The 22494-nt window shown below is 73.5% G+C and carries 19 protein-coding genes; 12 read left to right on the forward strand and 7 right to left on the reverse strand.

Annotation, left to right across the window (positions count from 1 at the left end; all coding sequences use genetic code 11):
- Positions 1-9 precede the first annotated feature (9 nt).
- The gene (locus tag ACQ1X7_RS13885) at positions 10-1512 is read right to left on the reverse strand and encodes a hypothetical protein (RefSeq protein WP_432478806.1); all 1503 of its coding nucleotides are present in this window, start codon (positions 1510-1512) and stop codon (positions 10-12) included.
- A 174-nt stretch (positions 1513-1686) separates the two neighbouring features.
- Here ACQ1X7_RS13885 and ACQ1X7_RS13890 point away from each other — a divergent pair, with 174 nt between their 5' ends.
- Genes ACQ1X7_RS13890 through ACQ1X7_RS13900 form a run of 3 tightly spaced genes read left to right on the forward strand, consistent with a single transcriptional unit; the run spans position 1687 to position 4351 of the window.
- Entirely contained in the window at positions 1687-2586 is a 900-nt protein-coding gene (locus ACQ1X7_RS13890) for a GNAT family N-acetyltransferase (RefSeq protein WP_432478807.1), read from the forward strand.
- Between the two features lie 23 nt (positions 2587-2609).
- Positions 2610-3965 carry a bifunctional folylpolyglutamate synthase/dihydrofolate synthase gene (locus ACQ1X7_RS13895; RefSeq protein ID WP_432478808.1) on the forward strand — a complete coding sequence of 452 codons (1356 nt, stop codon included), beginning with the start codon at positions 2610-2612 and terminating at the stop codon, positions 3963-3965.
- Positions 3962-4351, forward strand: coding sequence for a DUF4233 domain-containing protein (locus ACQ1X7_RS13900; RefSeq protein WP_432478809.1), 390 nt, complete (start codon positions 3962-3964; stop codon positions 4349-4351). Before ACQ1X7_RS13895 ends, ACQ1X7_RS13900 begins: the two co-directional genes overlap by 4 nt.
- On the opposite strand, the gene ACQ1X7_RS13905 is transcribed toward ACQ1X7_RS13900, so the two are convergent.
- From ACQ1X7_RS13905 to ACQ1X7_RS13915, 3 genes are all read right to left on the reverse strand, one after another.
- Positions 4352-5620, reverse strand: coding sequence for an MFS transporter (locus ACQ1X7_RS13905; RefSeq protein WP_432478810.1), 1269 nt, complete (start codon positions 5618-5620; stop codon positions 4352-4354).
- A gap of 94 nt (positions 5621-5714) precedes the next feature.
- Entirely contained in the window at positions 5715-7004 is a 1290-nt protein-coding gene (locus tag ACQ1X7_RS13910) for an MFS transporter (protein WP_432478811.1), read from the reverse strand.
- The gene (locus ACQ1X7_RS13915; RefSeq protein ID WP_432478812.1) at positions 7001-7579 is read right to left on the reverse strand and encodes an ArsR/SmtB family transcription factor; all 579 of its coding nucleotides are present in this window, start codon (positions 7577-7579) and stop codon (positions 7001-7003) included. Before ACQ1X7_RS13915 ends, ACQ1X7_RS13910 begins: the two co-directional genes overlap by 4 nt.
- Before the next feature lie 91 nt (positions 7580-7670).
- Here ACQ1X7_RS13915 and ndk point away from each other — a divergent pair, with 91 nt between their 5' ends.
- The 8 genes from ndk to rodA all read left to right on the forward strand — a co-directional run bounded on the left by ndk (position 7671) and on the right by rodA (position 15736).
- Positions 7671-8105, forward strand: a complete 435-nt coding sequence (gene ndk, locus ACQ1X7_RS13920) for a nucleoside-diphosphate kinase (protein WP_432478813.1) — start codon at positions 7671-7673, stop codon at positions 8103-8105.
- 114 nt (positions 8106-8219) lie between these two features.
- Positions 8220-8504: a hypothetical protein gene (locus ACQ1X7_RS13925; RefSeq protein WP_432478814.1), complete on the forward strand. Its 285-nt coding sequence runs from the start codon at positions 8220-8222 to the stop codon at positions 8502-8504.
- Positions 8501-9706 (forward strand): alpha/beta hydrolase, encoded by a 1206-nt coding sequence (locus tag ACQ1X7_RS13930; RefSeq protein ID WP_432478815.1) that lies wholly within the window; start codon positions 8501-8503, stop codon positions 9704-9706. The genes ACQ1X7_RS13925 and ACQ1X7_RS13930 overlap by 4 nt, the downstream gene beginning before the upstream one ends.
- 229 nt (positions 9707-9935) lie before the next feature.
- Positions 9936-10964, forward strand: coding sequence for a rod shape-determining protein (locus ACQ1X7_RS13935; RefSeq protein ID WP_432478816.1), 1029 nt, complete (start codon positions 9936-9938; stop codon positions 10962-10964).
- A complete protein-coding gene (mreC, locus tag ACQ1X7_RS13940) occupies positions 10964-11899 on the forward strand; it encodes a rod shape-determining protein MreC (RefSeq protein ID WP_432478817.1) in 936 nt (311 codons plus the stop codon). The genes ACQ1X7_RS13935 and mreC overlap by 1 nt, the downstream gene beginning before the upstream one ends.
- On the forward strand, positions 11896-12417 hold the full coding sequence (gene mreD / locus ACQ1X7_RS13945) for a rod shape-determining protein MreD (protein ID WP_432478818.1): 522 nt from the start codon (positions 11896-11898) through the stop codon (positions 12415-12417). The genes mreC and mreD overlap by 4 nt, the downstream gene beginning before the upstream one ends.
- A complete protein-coding gene (gene mrdA / locus ACQ1X7_RS13950) occupies positions 12417-14540 on the forward strand; it encodes a penicillin-binding protein 2 (protein WP_432478819.1) in 2124 nt (707 codons plus the stop codon). The genes mreD and mrdA overlap by 1 nt, the downstream gene beginning before the upstream one ends.
- Positions 14537-15736, forward strand: a complete 1200-nt coding sequence (gene rodA, locus ACQ1X7_RS13955) for a rod shape-determining protein RodA (RefSeq protein WP_432478820.1) — start codon at positions 14537-14539, stop codon at positions 15734-15736. The genes mrdA and rodA overlap by 4 nt, the downstream gene beginning before the upstream one ends.
- A gap of 132 nt (positions 15737-15868) precedes the next feature.
- On the opposite strand, the gene ACQ1X7_RS13960 is transcribed toward rodA, so the two are convergent.
- The 3 genes from ACQ1X7_RS13960 to ACQ1X7_RS13970 form a co-directional block, all read right to left on the reverse strand.
- Positions 15869-17071 carry an amidohydrolase family protein gene (locus tag ACQ1X7_RS13960; protein ID WP_432478821.1) on the reverse strand — a complete coding sequence of 401 codons (1203 nt, stop codon included), beginning with the start codon at positions 17069-17071 and terminating at the stop codon, positions 15869-15871.
- Between the two features lie 138 nt (positions 17072-17209).
- Positions 17210-18316 (reverse strand): calcium:proton antiporter, encoded by a 1107-nt coding sequence (locus tag ACQ1X7_RS13965; protein ID WP_432478822.1) that lies wholly within the window; start codon positions 18314-18316, stop codon positions 17210-17212.
- Positions 18317-18353: 37 nt separating this feature from the next.
- On the reverse strand, positions 18354-20303 hold the full coding sequence (locus ACQ1X7_RS13970; RefSeq protein WP_432478823.1) for an ATP-binding protein: 1950 nt from the start codon (positions 20301-20303) through the stop codon (positions 18354-18356).
- Between the two features lie 92 nt (positions 20304-20395).
- Here ACQ1X7_RS13970 and ACQ1X7_RS13975 point away from each other — a divergent pair, with 92 nt between their 5' ends.
- The gene (locus tag ACQ1X7_RS13975) at positions 20396-22390 is read left to right on the forward strand and encodes a TIGR03960 family B12-binding radical SAM protein (RefSeq protein ID WP_432478824.1); all 1995 of its coding nucleotides are present in this window, start codon (positions 20396-20398) and stop codon (positions 22388-22390) included.
- Positions 22391-22494 lie beyond the last annotated feature (104 nt).

Genomic DNA, 22494 nt, shown 5'->3' on the forward strand with positions numbered 1-22494 from the left:
CCGTGGAGTCTAGGAGGGGCCCTCCAGACCCGGGAAACCAGTTCCGGGCAGGCGTCGCGGGCCCGACGCCCGGTGGAACGAGCGCATCGCGGGGTCCGTGCGTACCTCGCCGCCGGTCAGGCGCCGGTCGAGGGGCACCGCGAGCTCCACGAGGAGCGTGCGCAGCTCGGGGACGAGGTCGGGGTCCTCGACCACCATCCGCGCCACCCGGGCCGGGTCGAGGGAACCGCCGTCCGCGTCCACCACGTCGATCCGCCCGGACCACGCCGCCGTCACCCGACCGGCGCCGGCGTCGGCCAGGGCCTTCGCCAACAGCCCCGTGAGCAGGAAGCAGCCCAGCTCGTCGGTGTCGGCCTCCGGGCTGCGGACGACGTCGCGCACCCACCCGGCGAGGCGCTTTTCGGCGACGCCGCGCAGGACGGCGTCGAGGTCGGGGGCGCGCTCGCCCAGGATCGTGGCGCAGCTCTGGCTGGTGCGGACCGCCCACGCGTCCAGCGCGTCGGCCCAGGTCCGGGGACGCTCGGTGTGGCCCAGCGAGGCCTCGGCGACCTGCTCGAGCACCGTGGATGGCGCCCGGACCAGCTCGGCCGCCGGCTTGCCGGGCAGCAGGTCCGGCACGAGGGCCCCGGTCTGGAGCTGGTAGACCCGGTCGGCCACGCCCGGGACCGAGCCGTCGCCGTTCGGCAGGCCGGAGCTGACGGCGTGGTAGAGCTGCCGCTGCCGGCCCGGCTCGCCGAGCAGCGACTCCAGACCGGGCAGCAGCGGACGCGGCTGCCCCTTCTGCAGGAGCTCCGGCACGACGTACTCGTCGAACCACCAGAGGGTGGCTGCGTGCACGACATGGGCCCACGCCAGGGCTCGGCCCACGGTGGGCCCGCCCGCGACCCGGGTCGCGACGTCGTCGGCCTCGAGGATGCCCTCGGCGCGCTGGCGATCCAGCCGACGCAGGAGCTGGCGGGCGACACCGCTCGGCAGCTGTCGCCCGGAGACGCCCTGGAGCAGCCAGCGGAACCGGTCGACCGGCTCGGCCGCGTCGGTCCACCCGGACTCGGCGACGGCGAGGGCCCGGGCGACCAGCGCGCCGACCGCGGCCGGGTCGAGCACGAAGAGGACCGGGACCCCGAGGTCGAGGCGGGTACGCCGACGCGGCCAGGCGACCACGTGCCCCACGGCCGTGAGGCGCAGCTCGTCGGGCGGTTGCACGCCTGCGTGGCGGGCGGCGTCGCGGACCATCCGCCAGAGGTCGGGCTGCTCCTCCGGCGTGACCACCACCCCGGCCTCGTGCTCGTCGGGATGGTCGACGGCGCGCGGCCGGCGCCGGCCCGCGCTGAGGACGCCCCACGCGAGGTTGCCGACCCACAGTGCGGTCAGCAGCCACGTCAGCGGAGACAGGATCCGCACGGGCTGGACCGCCAGCAGCAACGAGGCGGCGGCGAGCCAGACGATGGGCGTGAGCAGCAGGATCCAGCCGCCTGAGACCAGACGGCGTGCACGCTGAGCTGAACCGGCCACGGCGTTCCTCCCCCGACACGACCGGCCCCCACGACCAGGCGTGTGGTGGCGAGAGTAGACCCGCGCGGGCCGCCGCAGCGCCGGGCGACCCGATTCTTTGCCAACCGGTCTGGACGGGTCGGTGCCCCGGAAACTCGGTGTCGGTGGACGCCCGGCGCCTCCTACCGTGGTGCCGTGCCGGCGCCGACCCTGACCTTCCACGACGACCCGGCCGCGTTCCTGCGCGAGGCGGGCGCGCACCTCGCGGTCGACCCGGTGGTCAACACGGTGCTGGCCACGATCGCCGAGCGGGCGGCCTCTGACGACGCGGCCGGCGTGCCGGCCGACCCGGCGACGCCGTACCGATGGTGGGTCGTGGTGCGGGACGGCGACGCGGTGGTCGGGGCCGCCATGCGGACCGCACCCTTCGAGCCCTTCCCGCTCTTCCTGCTCCCGATGCCCGAGGACGGCGCCCGGGCGCTGGCCCGTGCGCTGCACGCCCGCGGCGAGCCCGTCCGCGGGGTCAACGGGGCCCGGCCCGCGGCCGACGCGTGCGCGGCCGAGCTGGCCGCGCTCACCGACGGAGTCGTGCGCGAGGGGCTCCACACCCGGCTGCACCGGCTCGACCGGGTGGTCCCCCCGGGTCCCGCCCGCGGGTCGCTGCGCCCGGCCGCCGCCGGTGAGGTCGACCTGGTCGTCGCGTGGTTCAACGCCTTCGCGGCCGCCGCCGACGAGCAGGCCGGTCGGCCCCCCGGGTCGCTGCACCGGGGCACCTCGAGCCCGGAGGACCTGGCGCGGCGGGTGGCCCAGGAGCAGGTGTGGCTCTGGGTCGACGAGGACGGCGTCCCGGTGCACCTCAGCGCGATGCACCCGCCGTCGTTCGGTGCCGCGAGGATCGCGCCCGTCTACACCCCGCCCGGGCACCGCGGCCGGGGGTACGCCGGCAACACGGTCGCTGCCCTCTCCCAGCGGATCCTGGACGCGGGGGCGGTGGCCTGCCTCTACACCGACCAGGCCAATCCCACGTCCAACCGGCTCTACACCGCGCTCGGCTACCGGCCCGTCGTCGACATGGTCGACCTCGTGGTCGCCTGACCGGCTCTCTACACTCGACGCCGATGAGTGAGAGCCCCGTCGCGCGCCCGGCCGAGACCGTCGAGGAGGTCGAGGACGCGCTGCTGTCCCGCTGGCCGGAGACCCGGCTCGAGCCGTCCCTCGACCGGATCCGCGCCTTCACCGAGCTGCTCGGCGACCCGCAGCGCAGCTATCCGGTCATCCACCTGACCGGCACCAACGGGAAGACGTCGACCTCCCGGATGATCGACACCCTGCTGCGGGCGGCCGAGCTGCGGACGGGCCGGTTCACCAGCCCCCACGTGGAGCGGATGGGGGAGCGGATCTGCATCGACGGGCAGCCGCTCACCGACGAGGAGCTGGTGCGCGCGTTCAACGACGTGGCGCCGTACACCCACCTCGTCGACGAGTCCGAGGCGCACCCGCTGTCGTTCTTCGAGACCATCGTCGGCATGGCGTACGCCGCGTTCGCGGACGCTCCGGTCGACGTCGCGGTCGTCGAGGTCGGGATGGGTGGGTCCTGGGACGCGACCAACGTCGCCGACGCGGCGGTGGCCGTGGTGCTGCCGGTGGCGGTGGACCACGCCGCCTACCTGGGGGACCGTCCGATCCAGATCGCCGTCGAGAAGGCCGGGATCATCAAGCCCGGCGCGACCGCGGTGATCGCCCGGCAGCAGCCCGACGTCGAGGAGCTCCTGCTCGCCCGGGCCGCGGAGGTGGGCGCGTCGGTGGTGCGCGAGGGCGTGGACTTCGAGGTGTCGTCGCGGACCCCGGCCGTCGGCGGCCAGGTGGTGTCGCTGCGCTCGCTGCGGGGCACGTACGACGACCTCTTCCTGCCCCTCCACGGCGCCCACCAGGCGCAGAACGCCGTGGTGGCGCTGGCCGCCGTCGAGGCCTTCGCCGGAGACCGGCCGCTGGACGACGAGCTGGTGGCGGGCGCGTTCGCCCAGGTCACCTCGCCGGGGCGGCTCGAGGTGGTGCGCCGGAGCCCCACCATCGTGCTCGACGCGGCCCACAACCCCCACGGCGCTGCCGCGACCGCGGCGGCGCTCGAGGACTCCTTCGCGTTCGACCCGCTGGTCGGCGTGCTCGGTGTGATGGCCGACAAGGACCACGAGGGGCTGCTCGCGGCGTTCGAGCCCCACCTCTCCCACGTCGTCTGCACCCAGAACTCCACCCACCGCGCGCTGCCCGCTGAGCAGCTGGGCGCCGTGGCCCGCGAGATCTACGGTGACGACCGGGTGAGTGTCGTGCCGAGACTGGCGGACGCGATCGACGTGGCCACCGGGCTCGCCGAGGCGGCCGACACCGGCAGCTCGTTGTCGTCGGGCGCGGTGCTCGTCACCGGCTCGGTGGTCACGGTCGGCGAGGCCCGCACGATGCTCCGGCGTACCTCATGAGCGCCACCGCACCGGGCGCCGCCCGCTCCCCTCGCCGCGGCATGTGCGCGGCAGTCCTCGCGCTCGAGGGCATCGTGGTCGCGCTGTCGACGCCGGTCATGATCGTCGTGTCCGACGTCCCGATGGGCACCGCGCTGGCGGTGGGACTCGGCGTGGCCGTCGCCTGCCTGCTGCTCGCCGGGATGCTCCGCTCCGAGGCGGCGTACGTCGGCGGCTGGGTCGTGCAGGCCGCCGCGATCGCACTCGGGGTGCTGGTCCCCACCATGTTCTTCCTCGGCACGGTGTTCGCCCTGCTGTGGGGCACGGCGTACTTCCTGGGGCGCAGGATCGAGCAGGAGCGGGCGGCCGCCTACGCCGCCCACGAGGCCCGCGACGCCGAGGAGTGATCAGACCGACGCCGGCTGCGGCCGCCGTCGCTCGGCGCGGAGGGCGGGCAGGTAGAGCAGCGCGCCCAGGATGCTGAACGACCCGGCCGCGACCATGGCGACCTGGGTGGTGGTCGCCTCGGCGAGCAGGCCGACCGGTGGCGCCACGATCGAGAAGGCGACGAAGAAGACCATCGAGTTCATCGAGAGGACGGTCGCCCGGTTGCGGGCCTGGGCCTCGCGGTGGAGCAGCGCGGAGTGCATCGGGCTGCCCGAGCCGTGCAGCCCGTAGGTGAACAGGTAGGCGGCGATCAGCCCGGCCGGCCCGGTGACCAGGCCCATCACGACCGCACCGAGCCCGTTGAGGACCCGCGCGAGGATGGCGGTGCGCGCGACGCCGATCCGGCGGCTGGACCGACCGGCCAGCGCCGACCCGAGGGCGAAGACACCCCACCCGGCGGCCGCGATGGGCCCCATCAGGGCGCCGGCCTGCTCCTCGCCGCCGACGAGCTCGGCGAGCCGCACGGGCTGGAAGGTCTCGAACACCACCAGCGCGCCGATCCAGAACACCTCGACCAGCACCAGGGACAGCAGCACCCCGTTGTGGCGGAGCAGCCCGAGGCCGTCGCGGACCACGCCCGGCGCCTCCCGCGCCGAGAGGGCGGCGCGTCGCAGGCCGGTCGCGTCGACGTGGGTGCGGGGCTCCTTCATCAGCACCAGCAGGCCGGCCAGGTAGAGGACGTTGAGCGCGACCCAGCAGGCCATCGGCAGCAGCAGCGCCGTGCTGGCGGGGAGCGGGTCCCAGACGATCAGGCCGCCCGAGACCACGGCGCCGATCGCCATCGACGCACCCATCACGCTGCCCTCCGTCGCGAGCGTCTGGTCGACGTCGGCGTCCGGCTCGGTGGTGTGGACGGTGTCGACGTACCAGGCCTCCAGCGGTCCTGAGTCGAGCGCCCGGAAGACCCCCTGCAGCGCCGCGCCGAGCGCGAAGACCCAGAACGAGGTGCCCAGGATCAGCACGGTGCCCGCGACGATGTTGACCGCGGCCGCGGCCAGCAGGACGGGGCGTCGCCCCATCGCGTCGGCCAGTCCGCCGGTCGGCAGCTCGAGGGCGAACACGACCACCCCGGTGACGGCGAACATGACCAGGGCCTCGGAGACCGTCAGGCCGCGCTCGAGGAACCAGAGCGTGAAGATCCCGACCACCAGTCCGACCGGGAACCACCGGGCGACGGTGAGCAGCAGGAAGGCGCGACGTGCCGCGGCGGGCGAGAGCACGTCGGTCACGGACCCCTCCACGCGGACGGCACCCGCCCAGTCGGCAACAGGTGATCCGCTGGCTCGGACCCCCGAGAGCGCCGACCGTACCCGGCGCCGGAGGTCACCGTAGTGCTTTCCCGCCCGTTTCCACAGCAGTCGCGGTGCTGAGCCGCTCGGCGTGCAGGGCCGGGAGGTACAGCAAGGCCCCGAGCACGCTGAACGCCCCCGCGCTCACCATGGCGACCTGGACGGTGGTTCCGTCGGCGAGCAGGCCCAGCGCGGGCCCCACCACGGCGAAGATGCCCATCCCGACCATCGAGTTCATCGAGAGCACGGTGGCGCGGTTGTCGCGGGTCGCCTCGCGGTGCAGCAGCGCGTCGTGCACCGGGCCCGCGGTGCCGTGGAGACCGTAGGTGAACAGGTACGCCGCGATCAGCGCGACCGGCCCGGCGACCAGGCCCATGACGACGGCGCCGAGCCCGTTGAGGACCCGCGCGAGGATGGCCGTCCTCGCCACCCCGATCCGGCGGCTGGTCAGCCCCGCCAGCGCGGAGCCCAGCGCGAAGACCCCCCACCCGACCGCGGCGACCGGCCCCATCAGCGCGCCGGCCCGCTCCTCCCCGCCCACGAGCTCGGCGAGGCGGATCGGCTGGAAGATCTCGAAGACCACCATGCCGGTCGACCAGAACACCTCGACCAGCACCAGGCACCGGAGCACCCGGTTGCTGCCGAGCACCCGGAAGCCGTCGCGGACGACGGCGGGCGTCCGCCGCGCGGAGGCCAGGGCCCGTCGTACGCCGCGGGTGTCGACGTGGGTGACCGGCTCCTTCATCAGGACCACCACGCAGACCAGGTGCACGACGTTGAGGACGGCCCACGCCACGAAGGGGAGCAGCAACGCCGAACCCGCGGGGAGCGGGTCCCAGGCCACCAGGGCGCCGGAGATCGCGGACCCGACCGCGATCCCGACCCCCAGCACGGTGGCCTGGGCCGCCAGCTGGCCGTCGACGTCGGCCCCCGGCTCGGTGGCGTGGACGGTGTCGACGAACCACGCCTCGAGCGGACCCGAGTCGAGCGCGCGGAAGACCCCCATCAGGGCCGCGCCGAGGGCGAACACCCACAGCGAGTCGGCCACGACGATGACCACGGAGGAGACGACGTTGACGACAGCGGCCGCGATCAGCACGGGACGGCGCCCGAGCGCGTCGGCGAAGCTGCCGGAGGGCAGCTCGAGCAGGAAGACGACCAGACCCTGGAAGGAAAACGCCAGCAGCGCCTGGGCCACGGAGAAGCCGCGCTCCAGCAGGATCAGGGTGATCAGGCCGCCCACCAGCCCGACGGGGAACCAGCGGGTGAAGGTCAGCAGCAGGAAGACCCGCCGGGCGTGGACGGGGGAGAGGGCGCCGGTCATCGGCCGGCGCCCGTCGGCGGGGTGTCGTCGACGGGGAGCAGGTGGGTCCAGACCAGGACCCGGATGGCGTCGGGGTCGTCGGCCCCGGCCTCGCGGTAGCGCCGGGTGACCTCCTGGATCTCGTCCCACATGGCCCGGGCCTGGTCGGATGTCACCCGGACCCCGTCGTCACCCGAGCCGAGGGTGTCGCGCCAGGCGGCGGGCCACTGCGGGCTCACCTCCGCCCACCGCTCGACCCGCTCGGCGAGCGTGTCCTGGTAGTGCCGGGTCAGCCACGAGAGCGACGCCTCGGCCTCCACGTCGCCGATGAAGTCGCTCGGCGTGTACTGGTGGCCACGGGTGGAGGCCTCCCACACCCGGCGCTTGCCCTCGCCGGTGCCGGTGTCGGTGACCAGGCCGACCGACTCCAGCTTGCGCAGGTGGTAGCTGGTGGCCCCGGTGTTGGTCTCGAGGACCTCGGCGAGGTCGGTGGCCGTCGCCGGGCCGTGCAGGCGTAGCTGGGAGAGCAGCCGGGAGCGCAGGGGGTGGGCGAGGACCCGCAGGGCGGTCGCGTCGAGCCGGAGCATCTCGGTCATGCGTGCACAATACTTCTGCACAACTTCTTTGCACAAGTTCTGTGGAAACCCGGATGTGGCTGGCCCACGCGTCGTGGCTAGGCTCCGCGCCATGGCAGACCCCGCAGTCGAGCGCACCCTCGTCCTCGTCAAGCCCGACGGCGTACGCCGTGGCCTGACCGGCGAGGTGGTCCGGAGGATCGAGGCGAAGGGCTACACCCTGGTCCGCCTCGAGCTGCGTTCGGCGACCCCCGAGCTGCTCGCCGAGCACTACGCCGAGCACGAGGGCAAGCCGTTCTACGACCCGCTGGTGGAGTTCATGCTGTCCGGCCCGGTGGTGGCCGCGGTGGTCGAGGGCCAGCGGTGCATCGAGGGCTTCCGGGCGCTGGCCGGCGCCACCGACCCGACGGTGGCGCTGCCGGGGACCATCCGCGGCGACCTCGGCCGCGACTGGGACCTGAAGGTGCAGCAGAACCTGGTCCACGGCTCCGACAGCACCGAGTCGGCCGCCCGCGAGATCGGCATCTGGTTCCCCGAGCGCAGCTGACCCGCCGCAGGCGGTCAGCGTGGCGCGAAGTCCGGGGAGTCGGCTTGTGGATGAATTCTTCCCCGCCCCCACGCTCGCCTGATCCACGACATCCTCCTCGGGAGAGGAGGCCCCGTGGAGCTGTCGCCCGACGAGCTGTCCGCCGCTGCGCGCCGCTGGGACGCGCTGGCCGTCGACCTGGCCGACGCGGTCGCGTCCGTGCGCGGGGGCCCGGTCGGTGGCCCGGGCGACGTCGCGGGTGAGGTGGCGCAGCTGCGGGAGGTGCTGGAGCGGACGGCGTCCGGCATCGAGGCAGACCTCGACACGTTGGTCGAGGGGCTGCTCGTGACCGTGAGGGCCGTCGCCGCCGCCGAGGACGCCGTCGTCTCCGGTCTCGCCCGGCGGGACGGGCCGCCGTGACCTCCGCACCCGCTCCGGGCGACCTCGCGGCGCGGCTGAGGGGAGTGGCCGACGTCCTCGAGCGGATCGCGGCCGGCCCCGGGGCGGTCCCGGCCTGGAGCGGCGCCGCCGCCGACGCGTACGGCGCCGCGTCGACCCGCCTCCGCAGGCGAGCCGGTGCCGTGGCCGACGTCCTCGACGACCTGGCCGGGCGGCTCGAGCTGCACGCGGCGCTGGCGCCCGGCCCCGGTCCGGAGCTCGCCCAGGACCTCGTCGACGCCCGGCTGCGGCTCGAGGTGGAGCAGGACCTGGCGACACCCGGCTCGGCCGACGCGGCGGCCGCGCGCGCCACCCGGCAGGCCCTCGACCGGATCGCAGCGGCGACCGACCCGGTCACGGGCCGGCCGGTCGAGGCCCACCTGCTCGCCTACGACCCGCGCGCGTTCGGGGGCGACGGGCGGGTGGTCGTCGCGGCGGGCGACCCGGCCTCCGCCGGCGACGTCGCGGTGCTGGTCCCCGGCCTCGGCGCCGACGCCACCGACGCCCCGACCCACGCGCGCCGCGCGCTCGACCTCCACCTGGCCGCGCGGCAGGCCGACCCCGCCGACGGCAACGCCACCGTCGCGTGGATCGGGTACGACGCACCCGACGGGATCGGGGTGCTCTCGGAGCAGATGGCCGAGGAGGGCGGCGGGCTGCTCGGCGACGCCGTCGACGACCTGCGGGCCGGTCGCCACGGCGACCCGGCCCACCTGACCGTGGTCGGCCACAGCTACGGCGCCACGACCGTGTCGCTGGCCGCGACCGGTCCCGGCGGGCTCGACGCCGACGACGTCGTGCTCGCCGGCAGCCCGGGGGCCGGCGACGCAGGGTCCGCGGCCGACCTCGGAGTCCGGCCCGGCCACGTCTGGGTGCTGCGCTACAGCCTCGACCCGGTCGCGGCGCTCGGATCGGGCGGCCCGGTCGGCCTGGGCGAGGACCCCGCCCTCGACACGTGGGGCGCGACCAGGTTGCGTGCCGAGACGGGCCACCCCGGCCCCGGGCCGGGGTGGCCCGTCGGAGCCCACGCGTCGTACTTCGTGCCCGGCGGGGAGGGGCTCGGCAACCTCGCCCGCGTCGTCGCCAGCCAGCACGACCGGGTGACGACCGCCCCGCCGCTGCACGACCCGTGGTGGGCACCACCCCTGGACCCCGAGCTCGGCCGCCGCCCACCCCCCGGTTGAGCTGGGCCTCCCTCGGGGTTGAGCTGGGCCTCCCTGCGGGTCGAGATGGGCCTCCCTGCGGGTCGAGATGGGCCTCGCCGCGCGTCGAGCCCGGCGCACGCCCCGCCTCGCCGTCTGGCGTGTCCTGCCGGGCTCCGTGCGCGCGCGAACCTACCCTCGGTGCAGGACGCGTCGTCCCATGCGTCCCTTCTTCCCCACGTACGACGAGCGAGCGCGAGGCATTCGAGCGATGGCGAACAGCTTCATCGGCCGCGACATGGCGGTCGACCTCGGCACGGCCAACACGCTGGTCTACGTGCGCGGCAAGGGGGTCCTCCTCGACGAGCCCAGCGTCGTCGCGCTCAACGACGCCAACGGCGAGATCCTCGCGGTGGGCCACGAGGCGAAGCGGATGATCGGGCGCACGCCCGACAACATCACCGCCATCCGCCCGCTCAAGGACGGCGTGATCGCCGACTTCGAGGCGACCGAGCAGATGCTGCGCTACTTCATCCAGCAGGTCCACCGGCGCCGCTACTTCGCCAAGCCGCGGATGGTGGTCTGCGTCCCGAGCGGCATCACCGCCGTCGAGCAGCGGGCGGTGAAGGAGGCCGGCTACCAGGCCGGCGCGCGTCGGGTCTACATCGTCGAGGAGCCGATGGCCGCCGCGATCGGCGCCGGGCTGCCCGTCCACCAGGCCACCGGCAACATGGTCGTCGACGTGGGTGGCGGCACCACCGAGGTCGCCGTGATCAGCCTCGGTGGCATCGTGACCAGCCTCTCCATCCGCACCGCGGGCGACGACCTCGACCAGGCGATCGTCGCGTGGATGAAGAAGGAGTACTCCCTCATGCTCGGCGACCGCACCGCCGAGGAGGTCAAGATGACCCTCGGGTCGGCGTTCCCGCTGCCCGACGAGCCGGAGGCCGAGATCCGCGGCCGCGACATGGTCTCCGGACTGCCCCGCACCGTCGTCGTCTCGAGCGCGGAGATCCGCCAGGCCCTCGAGGAGCCGCTGCACGCGATCGTCGACGCGGTGCGCGCCACCCTCGACCAGACCCCGCCCGAGCTCGCCGGCGACATCATGGACCGCGGCATCGTGCTCACCGGCGGTGGCGCCCTGCTGCGTGGTCTCGACGAGCGGCTCCGCCACGAGACCGGCATGCCGGTCCACGTCGCCGACGAACCGCTGGTGAGTGTCGCCCTCGGCGCCGGCAAGTGCGTGGAGGAGTTCGAGGCCCTGCAGCAGGTGCTGGTCTCCGAGCCCCGGCGGTACTGATGGGGGACTTCCGCAACCGGGAGCGCCGGTGGCGCAGCCTGGGCGACCTCGACGGTGACCGCCGTCGACCGTCGCGCGCCCTGCTGGTGGCGCTGCTGCTCGCCTGTGCCTCGCTGATGACCCTCGACCACCAGGGCGGCGACGACTCGCCGCTCGGGGTCGCCCGGGAGGCCGCCGGCGAGCTGTTCGGGCCGCTGGAGGCGGGCGTCTCGGCGGTCGCCCGGCCAGTCGGTGCCGTGCCCGGCTGGTTCCGCTCGCGCGACGACCTGCGGGCCGAGCTCACCGCGCTGGAGGCCGAGAACGCCCAGCTCCGCTCGAAGGTCGCGACCTCCGACTTCGACCGCAACCGCCTCGAGGAGTACGACGGCCTCACCACCGCCGCCGAGAACCTCGGCTACGCCCTGGTCCCCGCCCGGGTGATCGCGGTCGGGCCCTCCCAGTCGTTCTCCCGGACCGTCACCATCGACGCCGGCTCCGACGCCGGGCTCTACGCCGACCTCACGGTCGTCAACGACGACGGGCTGGTCGGCCGGGTGCTGCGGGTGACCCGCGACACCGCCACCGTGCTGCTGGTCATCGACTCCGGGTCGGTCGTCGGCGGCCGGGTGGGCTCCTCGATGGAGATGGGCTTCCTCGAGGGCCGGGGCGCGGTGGGCGACAGCGGACTGCTCGACCTCGAGCTCGTCGACCAGGCCGAGGTCCCGGCCAGGCACGACGTCGTGGTGACCTGGGGCAGCGACGGCGGTGCGCCGTACGTCTCGGGCGTCCCGGTCGGTCGGGTGACCGCGGTCTACTCCAGCCTCCGCGAGACCGCGCAGCGGGCCGAGATCGAGCCGTTCGTCGACTTCGGTGCCCTCGACCTGGTCGGGGTGGTGGTGCCGTCCGGCACCGCCAGCGACCGCGCGGTCATCGAGGCGGACGGGAGCCTGCGATGAACGTGGTCCGGGCCCTGGTCGCCCTCGCGGCGGTGCTGGTCGCGCTGGTGCTGCAGGTGACGGTCTTCCCGCAGCCCGCCTGGTACGGCGTGGTCCCCAACCTGGTGCTGCTCGTCGTGGTGGCGGCCGCGCTGACGCGCGGCGCCCAGTTCGCGGCGGTGCTCGGCTTCGTGGCCGGGGTGCTGCTCGACCTGGCTCCGCCCGCCGACCACGTGGCCGGGCAGTGGGCGCTGGCCCTGGTGCTGGTCGGGTACGTCGCGGGGCGCATGCAGCAGCAGGAGGTCCGGCCGGCCGCCACCGCGGTGGTCGCCACGGTCGCCGCGTCGTCCTTCGTCGGGACCAGCGTGTTCGCCCTGCTCGGCATCGTGCTCGGCGAGATCAGCATGGACGTCTCCTCGCTGCTCGGCGTGATCGCGCTGTCGGTGCTCTGGGACGTCCTGCTGACGCCGTTCGTGCTCCCGCTGCTGATGGGGATGTTCCGCCGTCTGGAGCCCGAGCGCGAGCGGGTCCCGGCGTAATGGCCACCGCTTCCGACACGCGCAGCCGGCTGCGCCTGCTGGTCATCCAGGCGCTGGTGTTCTCGCTGTTCGCCACCCTGTTCGCCCGGCTCTACTACCTCCAGGTGATCACCGGCGCCGACTACCGCACCCAGGCCGCCTCCCAGTCGGTGCGCGAGGTCGTGGTGCAGCCGCAGCGCGGGCTGATCGTCGACGCCCAGGGCCGGCCGCTGGTGGCCAACCGGATGTCGTGGGTGATCTCGATCGACCGGACCCTGCTCGGCAAGATGCCCGAGCGTCGCCAGGACGCGCTGCTGGAGCGGATCGGCGACGAGGTCCACCTCGCGCCCCACAAGATCCGCCAGCAGCTGGTCACCTGCGGCGACGCCGGCAGCGTCCCGGGCGTCTGCTGGAACGGCTCGCCCTACCAGCCGGTGCCGATCGCGCGCGACGTGCGCGAGCCGGTGGCGCTGCGGGTGCTCGAGCAGCCGGAGGACCACCCGGCCGTGGTGGCCGAGCAGCAGACCGTGCGGGCCTACCCCCACCCGCTCGGCATCAACGCCGCCCACCTCCTCGGCTACCTCAGCCCGATCACCGAGGGTGAGTACGACCGCGCCCGCGAGAGCGGCGACCGGTCGGTCAACGGCGCCTCGTCGGTGGGCCGCGCCGGCGTCGAGAGGCAGTACGACGCGTGGCTGCGCGGGATGCCGGGCTATCGCCGGGTCGCGGTCGACTCGATGGGCCGGGTGCTGGGCGAGGAGAGCGAGATCCCCGGCCAGCCGGGCGACACCCTGGTCACCTCGATCGACGCGAAGGTGCAGGGCGTCGTCGAGCAGCAGCTCGCCCAGACGATCCGCACCGCGCGCGGGACCTTCGACGAGGTGACCGGCCGCAACTACGTCGCCGACGCCGGCGCCGCCGTGGTCATGGAGGTCGACACCGGCCGGATCGTCGCCATGGCCAGCCAGCCGACGTACGACCCGGAGGTGTGGGTCGGCGGCATCAGCAAGTCCCAGCTGGCGAGGCTGTACTCCGAGAAGGCCGGCACCCCGCTGCTCGGGCGCGCCACCCAGGGGCAGTTCGCGCCGGGCTCGACGTGGAAGCCGTTCATGACCGCCGGCGCGCTCACCCACGGCTACACCACGGACACCCAGCTCAACTGCTCCTCCGGGTTCCCGGTCGGCAACCGGGTCTTCAAGAACTACGAGTCCGGGGCCTACGGCTACATCACCTTCGCGAAGGCGCTCGAGGTCTCCTGCAACACCTTCTTCTACCGGGTCGGCTACGACTTCTGGCAGCGGCTCGGCTCCGACGTCGACGACGTCGACGCCCCCGACCCGCTCGTGCAGGAGGCGAAGACCTTCGGCTTCGGCGACGAGACCGGCATCGACATCCCGGGGGAGGCCTCCGGCCGGATCGCGGACAGGAAGTGGAAGCGCGCCTACTGGCAGCAGATGAAGGACTACTACTGCGACATCGCCGCCAAGCCGCAGGACGGCGAGACCAGCGACTTCGTCTACCGCTTCGCCGGCGAGTTCTGCGTCGAGGGGTTCGCCTACCGGGCCGGTGACGCGGTCAACTTCGCAATCGGCCAGGGGGACACCATCGTGACGCCGCTGCAGCTCACCCGTGCGTACGCCGCCATCGCCAACGGCGGGACCCTCTGGAAGCCGCGCGTCGCCAAGGCGATCGTGAGCCCCGACGGCACCGTGCTGAAGCGGATCAGGCCCGAGAAGTCCGGCGACGTCCGCCTCCCCGACAGCGTCCTCGGCTACATCGACGCCGCGCTGAAGGGGGTCGCCCTCCGCGGCACCATGAGCTGGCGGCTGCTGGAGTTCCCGCTCGACCAGGTCCAGATCAGGGCCAAGACCGGCTCGGCGGAGGTCTACGGCAAGCAGTCGACCTCCTGGGTCGCCTCCTACACCGACGACTACGCGGTGGTGATGATGGTGAGCCAGGGCGGCACCGGCTCGGGCACCTCCGGCCCGGCGATCCGCAAGATCTACGAGGCGCTCTACGGCATCAAGGGCATGGACGTCGACCGCGAGCGTGCGGCCGTCCCGGGCGTGGTCGCCCCCGACGAGCTGCCGGCGTTCAAGCGCGACGGGTCGATCCTGCCGCCGAAGCCGCAAGGTGCGCGGTGAGCGGCCGCACGCTGTGGACCGGCAGCCGGTCCTCGACGACCCGGCGGGTGCCCGGCCTCGACTGGATGCTGCTGGCCGCCGTCGCCGCACTCCTGGTCATCGGCACGTTGCTGGTGTGGTCGGCCACCTCCGCCCGCGAGGGGCTCACGACCGGCGACTCCGCGGCCTACCTGCGCAAGCAGCTGGTCAACGTCGCCATCGGCCTGGTGCTGATGGTGCTGGTGACGGCGACCGACCACCGGTGGGTGCGGATCGTGGCGCCGGTCGCCTACCTCGCCTCGATCGTGGGCCTGGTGCTGGTCCTGACCAACGGAGCCACGATCAACGGGTCCCGGTCGTGGATCCAGCTGGGTGGCATGTCGATCCAGCCGTCGGAGCTCGCCAAGCTCGCCGTCGTCATCGGCATGGCGCTGGTCGTGGCCGAACGCGCCGAGGGGCGGCGCCGCCGTACCGTCGACTGGGTCGACGTGACGCTGATGCTGCTCATCGCCGCGATCCCGGCCTCGCTGATCCTGCTCCAGCCCGATCTCGGCACCATGCTGGTGCTCGCCGCCACCGTCTTCGGGGTGCTGGCGGCGTCGGGCGCCCCGCGCCGCTGGCTGGCGCTGCTCGCGGGCGCCGGCCTGGTGACCGCGTCGGCCGCCGTCTGGGCGGGGTTGCTCGCCGACTACCAGGTCGACCGCTTCCTGGCCTTCACCAACCCCGACCTCGACCCGCGCGGCGCCGGCTACAACACCGAGCAGGCCCGGATCGCGGTCGGCAACGGCGGCCTGTTCGGTGAGGGGCTGTTCAACGGCTCCCAGACCCGCTCGGGCTTCGTGCCCGAGCAGCACACCGACTTCATCTTCACCGTCGCCGGGGAGGAGCTCGGACTGGTGGGCGCCGGGGTGCTGATCGGACTGCTCGGGGTGGTCGTGTGGCGGGCCCTGGTGATCGCCTCGCGCACCGACGACGTGTTCGGCCGGATCGCCGCCGCCGGGATCGCCTGCTGGCTCGGCTTCCAGGCCTTCCAGAACGTCGGCATGTGCCTCGGCATCATGCCGGTCACCGGCGTACCCCTGCCCTTCGTGTCCTACGGCGGCAGCTCGATGTTCGCGGTCCTGCTGGCGGTGGGGCTGCTGCAGAACATCCACCTGCGCGCCTCGGCGTCGCCGGCGCGGTTCCTGGTGCCCGACCGGGTGCTCGTCCGCCGCTGAGCGCGACCCGTCACTTGTGCACCCGTCAACACCGCCGACCCGTCAGTTGTGCAGGCTCAGAAGGTGCCGACCCGTCAGTTGTGCAGGTCCAGAACTGGCTGAGCCGTCACATATGCGCACACGGCGGCGTGTTCAGACCACCTGCTGGCCGCGCACCCACACGGCGGCGGGTCGGCCGAGCGCCTCGGCGTCGGTGCGCAGGTCGCCGTCGACCACCAGCAGGTCGGCGGCCAGCCCGGCGGCGAGCCGGCCGGTCTCGTCCTCCACCCCGCAGGCTGCGGCAGCCCCCGACGTCGCGGTCGCCAGTGCCTCGGCGACGTCGTAGCCGCCGTCGGTCAGCTGCAGGACGGCGCGCCACTGGATGCCGTGGTCCTTCATCGGCCCCACCCCGCCGTCGGTGCCGGTGATGACCACCACCCCGTGGGAGCGGAGCAGCGCCATCTGGAGGCCCCGGGTCCGGAAGAACTCGTCCGGCTCCAGGCCGTACCGCGTCATCAGGTCACGGATCTGCGGCGGCACCAGCTCCGGGGGCGGGAGCTGGTCGAGGTCGGCCCCGAGCGTGGGACTCACGACCACGCGTCGTGCGGCGAGCTGCGGCAGCAGGTCCTCGGGGGTCCGGATGCCGTCGGGGGTGAGGCACGTGAAGTGCTCGATGCCGTCGACCCCCGCGTCGAAGGCGTGCCGGGCCGCGGCCTGCGAGTGCGCGTGGGCGACCACGGGGAGACCGGCGGCGTGCGCCAGGCGTACGGCGAGCGCGAGCTCGTCGGCGGAGAACTGCGTCCCCATGATGTCGGTGTTCGGGGTGACCATGCCGCCGCTGGCCATCACCTTGACGACGTCGACACCGCGCTCGACCCGCTCCTGCACGGCGGCGGTGACACCGGCCTCACCCTCGGCGGAGCCGCCGAGGAAGTGGCAGTGCCCCGCGGGCACGGTCAGCGGCGGCCCGGCGCACACCACGCGCGGGACACCGGGCGCGGAGCGGTCCCGCACGGCCAGGGTCCGGTAGGCCCGGTCCCCGAGGTCGCGGACCGTGGTCACGCCGGCCGCCGCCTGCCGGGCCAGGCTCGCCGACATCACGGCGTCGAGCTCGTCGTCGGCCAGGGTCGGCGTCCGCTCCAGGCCGCCGAGCGTGCCGTCGGCCACCAGGTGGACGTGGGTGTCGACCAGCCCGGGCAGCAGCGTGCCGTCGTACGCCGTCACCTCGCAGCCCTCCGGCGGCTCGTGATGAGGGCCCTCGACCCCCGCGATGCGGCTGCCGTCGACCAGGACGGTCACGCCGCCGTCGAGGAAGCGGCGTCCGTCGAAGGCGCTCGTGGCCCGGATCGCGTGCATGGCTCAGTGTGCGGTGTCCCCGTCCGGAGCCGCCAGCGCTGCCCCGACCGCGTCACCTGTGCACGAGTGACGGGTCGGCCGGTTCCGAACCTGCACGAGTGACGGGTCGCCCGGTTCCGAGCCTGCATGAGTGACGGGTCAGGGCGCGATGGTCAGGAACACGAACGCCGCCAGGATCGCCAGGTGCAGGCCGCCCGCGAGCGGCTTGGCGCGGCCGGGGACGACGGTCAGCACCCCCACCACCGACGACAGCACGAGCAGCACGATCTCGGTCGTACCGAGGCCCAGCTCCAGCGGTCCGTCGAGCCAGATCGACGCGACGGCCAGGGTCGGGATGGTCAGTCCGATCGAGGCCATGGCCGAGCCGTAGGCCAGGTTGAGCGCGATCTGGGTGCGCCGCCGCAGCGACGCCCTGACCGCGGCGATCGACTCCGGCAGCAGCACCAGCAGCGCGATCACGATGCCGACCACCGCGTGGGGGAACCCGAGCGCGGCGACCGCCGACTCGATCGCGGGTGACTCGACCTTGGCCAGCCCGACGACCGCCACCAGCGCCACCAGCAGCACGCACAGGCTGGCGAGCGCTTCGCGACCGGTCGGGGGGTCGGCGTGACCGTCCTGGTCGGCGTCGGGAGCCGGTCCGCCGTCCTCGACCGGGAGGAAGAAGTCGCGGTGCCGGACGGTCTGGGTGAACACGAACATGGCGTACAGCGCCAGCGACGCGACCGCGGCGAAGGCCAGCTGGCCGGGGGTGAACTCCGGGCCCGACTCCGAGGTGGTGAACCGCGGCAGCACCAGGGTGAGGGTCGCCAGCGTGATCACCGTGGCCAGGGCCGAGCCGGTCCCTTCGGGGTTGAACACCGCCAGGTGGTGGCGCAACGCACCCACGACCAGGGAGAGGCCGACGATGCCGTTGACGGTGATCATCACCGCAGCGAAGACGGTGTCACGGGCCAGGCCCGCGGTGTCGTCACCGCCGCTGACCATCAGCGTCAGGATCAGGCCGACCTCGATCACGGTGACGGCGACGGCCAGCACCAGCGACCCGAACGGCTCGCCCACCCGGTGGGCGACCACCTCGGCGTGGTGGACGGCGGCGAGGACCGCCCCCATCAGCAGCACCGCCACCACCACCAGTACCACGTCGCCGGGCTTGCGGCCCCACGTCGCCAGCAGTGCGAGCATCGCGACCGCCGGGACGGCGACGGTCCAGCCGAACCGCCCGCGCACCACCTCGCCGCTCATGTGGGAACCCTAGGGGTCCCCGCCAACGACGGTCGGGTCACGCAGCCGGCAGCGTGAAGTCGAAGACGGTGCCGGAATCGGGGTCGTTGTAGGCCCGGATGGTCCCTCCGTGCCGGACCACGATCTTCCGGCAGAGGGACAGGCCGAGCCCGGTGCCGGTGTAGTCGGCGGCGTGCTCCGGCGCGCGGTGGAACTCCTGGAAGACCCGCTCCTCCTCGCCCTCGGGGAGCCCGATGCCACGGTCGGCGACGGTGACCCGCACGAAGCCCGGCTCGTCGTCGGGCACGGAGCGGATGGTGACCTGCGGCCGATCACCGAGCGGGGTGTACTTGACCGCGTTGCTGACCAGGTTGGCGAACAGCTGCCGGGTCAGCGCCGGGTCGGCCTGCACGCTGTCGTCGACGTCGATGTCGAACACGGGGGCCAGGTCGTCGCCCGCGGACGCGAACGGCGCGACGACCGCCGCCACGAGTGGCTTGAGCGCGACCTCGGCGGGGGCCAGCAGGCCGTCGCGCTGCACGGTGTAGCTGAGCCAGTCGTCGATCACCTGGTGCATCCGGTCGCCGCTGGTCCGCGCCCGCCGTACGAACGAGGACGCGGCGGCCGGGTCGGCCTCGTCGAGCGCGTCGTCCGCCATTTCCAGCCAGCCGGACAGGCTGGACAGCGGGCTGCGCAGGTCGTGGGCGACGACACCGGCGAAGCTGGCGAGCTCGCCCAGCCGCTCGCGCTGGGCGGTGACGTCGGAGAACAGGACCACGGTGCGTCGGTCGGGCCCCGGCAAGGGCCAGGCACCGACATCGAGCACCCGCTCCCCGTCGTCGAGCGGGACGACGACCTGCTGGGTGTGGCCCTCGTCGGCCTCGTCGAGCCCGTGCAGGTCGACGTGGGGCGCCAGCCGGAGCTCCTGGCCGAGGGGGATCCGGTGACCGAGCAGCTGCCGCGCTGCGGAGTTGTGCATGACCACCCGCCGCTGCGGGTCGAGCACCACCAGGCCGTCGGACATCGTGTCGAAGACGGTCGCGAGCAGGGCCGCCTGCTCCCGGGCGTTGCGGGTCTGCCGGTCGAGCTCGAGGGTCGCGACCGCGCGCTGGTCACGCAGGATCGCCAGCTGAAGGGTGATGAACGTCGAGGCCGTGAGCAGCAGGTCGATGATCAGCGAGCCCGGCAGGAACCCCTCGTAGTCGAACTGGTTGATCGGGTTGAGGGTCGCCAGCGCGGCCCCGGCGGCCAGGCCCAGGGCGTAGGCGGCGGCGCCGCGCGGGGTGAGCATGCTGCCGGCGACGATCGCGGGCAGCAGCAGGAACCAGGTCAGCGGGAGCCCGGGGTCGAGGTAGGTCACCCACAGGCAGGCGGCCCCGAGGGGGACGAGCAGCACCACCGCCCAGCGCGGGGCCCGCTGCTCGACGGGTCGTCGGGGTGCGAAGAACAGGACGAGGAAGGTCACCCCGCCGACGTACGCGAAGACCGTGTTGCGGATGACCCACCACAGCTGCAGCCGCTCGACGGTGCCGATCTCGAGGTGGGGGAAGCCTCCGAGCAGCGCGACGACGGCGCCCGCGAGGACGGCGGAGGCCAGCAGGCCCACGTGGGCCACCGCGGTGGCCGGCGCCCAGTCGGCCTCCGGCCGGAACCGGGTGTAGACGACCGCCATCAGGACGCCGCCGCCCACGTTGGTCAGCGCCATCCAGGTCGCGTCGGCCGGGTCCCAGCCGAAGCCCGCGGCGATCCCGACGAACAGCACCACCTGGGCGAGCAGGTGGAGCACCAGCTCGCGGCCCGGGGTGGCACGGCCGTCCCAGACCAGCGTGGTCCAGACGAACGACGCCGCCAGGCTCGGCCACAGCTCGGTCGGGGTGTCGGCGGGCGGGATCTCGAACAGCGCGAGGATCGTGCCGACCACCGTCACGAGGGCGACCACGGACACCCGGCGCTCGCGCAACCGGGTCTCGCGTCCCCGCCGGGGCGTCGCAGTCTGAGAGGTGCCCACGGAATCTCCCCCTTGCCCGGTCAAGGGTAGGGGCTCGCGGGGACACCCGTGGCCGTTGTGCGGAATCGGTCCAGACCCCTCCGCGACGTACGATGAGGCCTTCCCCAACAGCGTCTGTCGAGGAGTCCCGCGTGTCCGTCGCATCGGTCTTCCCCCGGCTCGAGCCGAGGCTGCCGTCGGTGCAGAAGCCCATCCAGTACGTCGGGGGCGAGCTGAACTCGACGGTCAAGGACTGGGACTCCGTCGCCGTGCGCTGGGCGCTGATGTACCCCGACGCCTACGAGGTCGGGCTCCCCAACCAGGGTGTGCAGATCCTCTACGAGGTCCTCAACGAGCGCGACTGGATCCTCGCCGAGCGCACCTACTCGGTGTGGCCCGACATGGAGCAGGTGATGCGCGAGGGCGACGCCGACGGGCCGATCCCGCAGTTCACCGTCGACTCGCACCGACCGGTGCGTTCCTTCGACCTGCTCGGGGTCTCGTTCGCGACCGAGCTGGGGTACACCAACCTCCTCACAGCGCTCGACCTGGCCGGCATCCCGATCCACGCCGCCGACCGCGGCGACGACGACCCGCTGGTCGTCGCGGGCGGGCACGCGGCGTTCAACCCCGAGCCGGTCGCCGACTTCCTCGACGCCGCCGTCCTCGGTGACGGCGAGGAGGTCGTGCTCGCGATCTCCGACGTGGTCCGCGAGTGGAAGGAGGAGGGCCGCCCCGGCAGTCGCGCCGAGCTGCTGCGCCGGCTCGCCGTCAGCGGCTCGGTCTACGTGCCGGGCTTCTACGACGTCTCGTACGACGCCGACGGCGGCATCGCCGCCGTCGTGCCCAACCGTCCGGGCATCCCCTACCGCGTCCGCAAGCACACGCTGATGGACCTCGACGCGTGGCCCTACCCGGCGAAGCCGCTGGTGCCCCTGGCCGAGACGGTCCACGAGCGCTACAGCGTGGAGATCTTCCGGGGCTGCACCAGGGGCTGCCGGTTCTGCCAGGCCGGGATGATCACCCGGCCCGTCCGCGAGCGCTCGATCAACACCATCGGCGACATGGTCGAGAACGGCATCCGGAAGTCCGGCTTCGAGGAGGTCGGGCTGCTGTCCCTCTCGAGCGCCGACCACACCGAGATCGGCGACGTCGCGACCGGCCTGGCCGACCGCTACGAGGGGTCGAACGTCTCGCTGTCGCTGCCCTCGACCCGGGTCGACGCCTTCAACATCACCCTCGCCAACGAGTTCTCCCGCAACGGCCGGCGCTCGGGCCTGACCTTCGCCCCCGAGGGCGGTTCGGAGCGGATGCGCAAGGTGATCAACAAGGCGGTCACCGAGGAGGACCTGATCCGCACGGTCGCGACGGCGTACTCCCACGGCTGGCGACAGGTGAAGCTGTACTTCATGTGCGGGCTCCCGACCGAGACCGACGACGACGTGCTCGAGATCGCCGAGCTGGCCAAGAAGGTCGTCGCCAAGGGCCGTGAGGTCTCGGGCCGCAACGACATCCGGTGCACAGTCTCCATCGGCGGGTTCGTGCCCAAGCCGCACACGCCGTTCCAGTGGGCCGCCCAGCTCGACCACGAGACCACCGACGATCGGCTGCGCCGGCTCCGCGAGGCAGTCCGCGCCGACAAGCGGTTCGGCCGCGCCATCGGGTTCCGCTACCACGACGGCAAGCCCGGCATCGTCGAGGGACTGCTCTCCCGCGGCGACCGACGCGTCGGGCGGGTCATCGAGCAGGTGTGGCGCGACGGCGGGCGCTTCGACGGCTGGAGCGAGTACTTCTCGTACGACCGCTGGATGGAGTCCGCCGCCACGGCGCTCGTCGGGACCGGTGTCGACGTCGACTGGTACACGACCCGCGAGCGCGACGTCGACGAGGTGCTGCCCTGGGACCACCTCGACTCCGGCCTCGACAAGGACTGGCTGTGGGCCGACTGGGAGGACTCCCTCGCCGCCGCCGAGGACCCCGACGGCGTCGAGGACGTCGAGGACTGCCGCTGGACCCCCTGCTACGACTGTGGCGTCTGCCCCGAGATGGGCACCGAGATCCAGGTCGGCCCCACCGGCCAGAAGCTGCTCCCGCTCTCGGTCGTCTGACCTCCGGCGAGAGTCCGGCCGGGGTGGTTTCGAGACGGTCGCTGCGCGACCTCCTCAACCACCGGCGGCCCATACGCCGAGTGGTGGTGCCGGTGTCGGTGGTT

The sequence above is a fragment of the Nocardioides sp. GXQ0305 genome (assembly GCF_050880345.1).
Taxonomy (GTDB): domain Bacteria; phylum Actinomycetota; class Actinomycetes; order Propionibacteriales; family Nocardioidaceae; genus Nocardioides.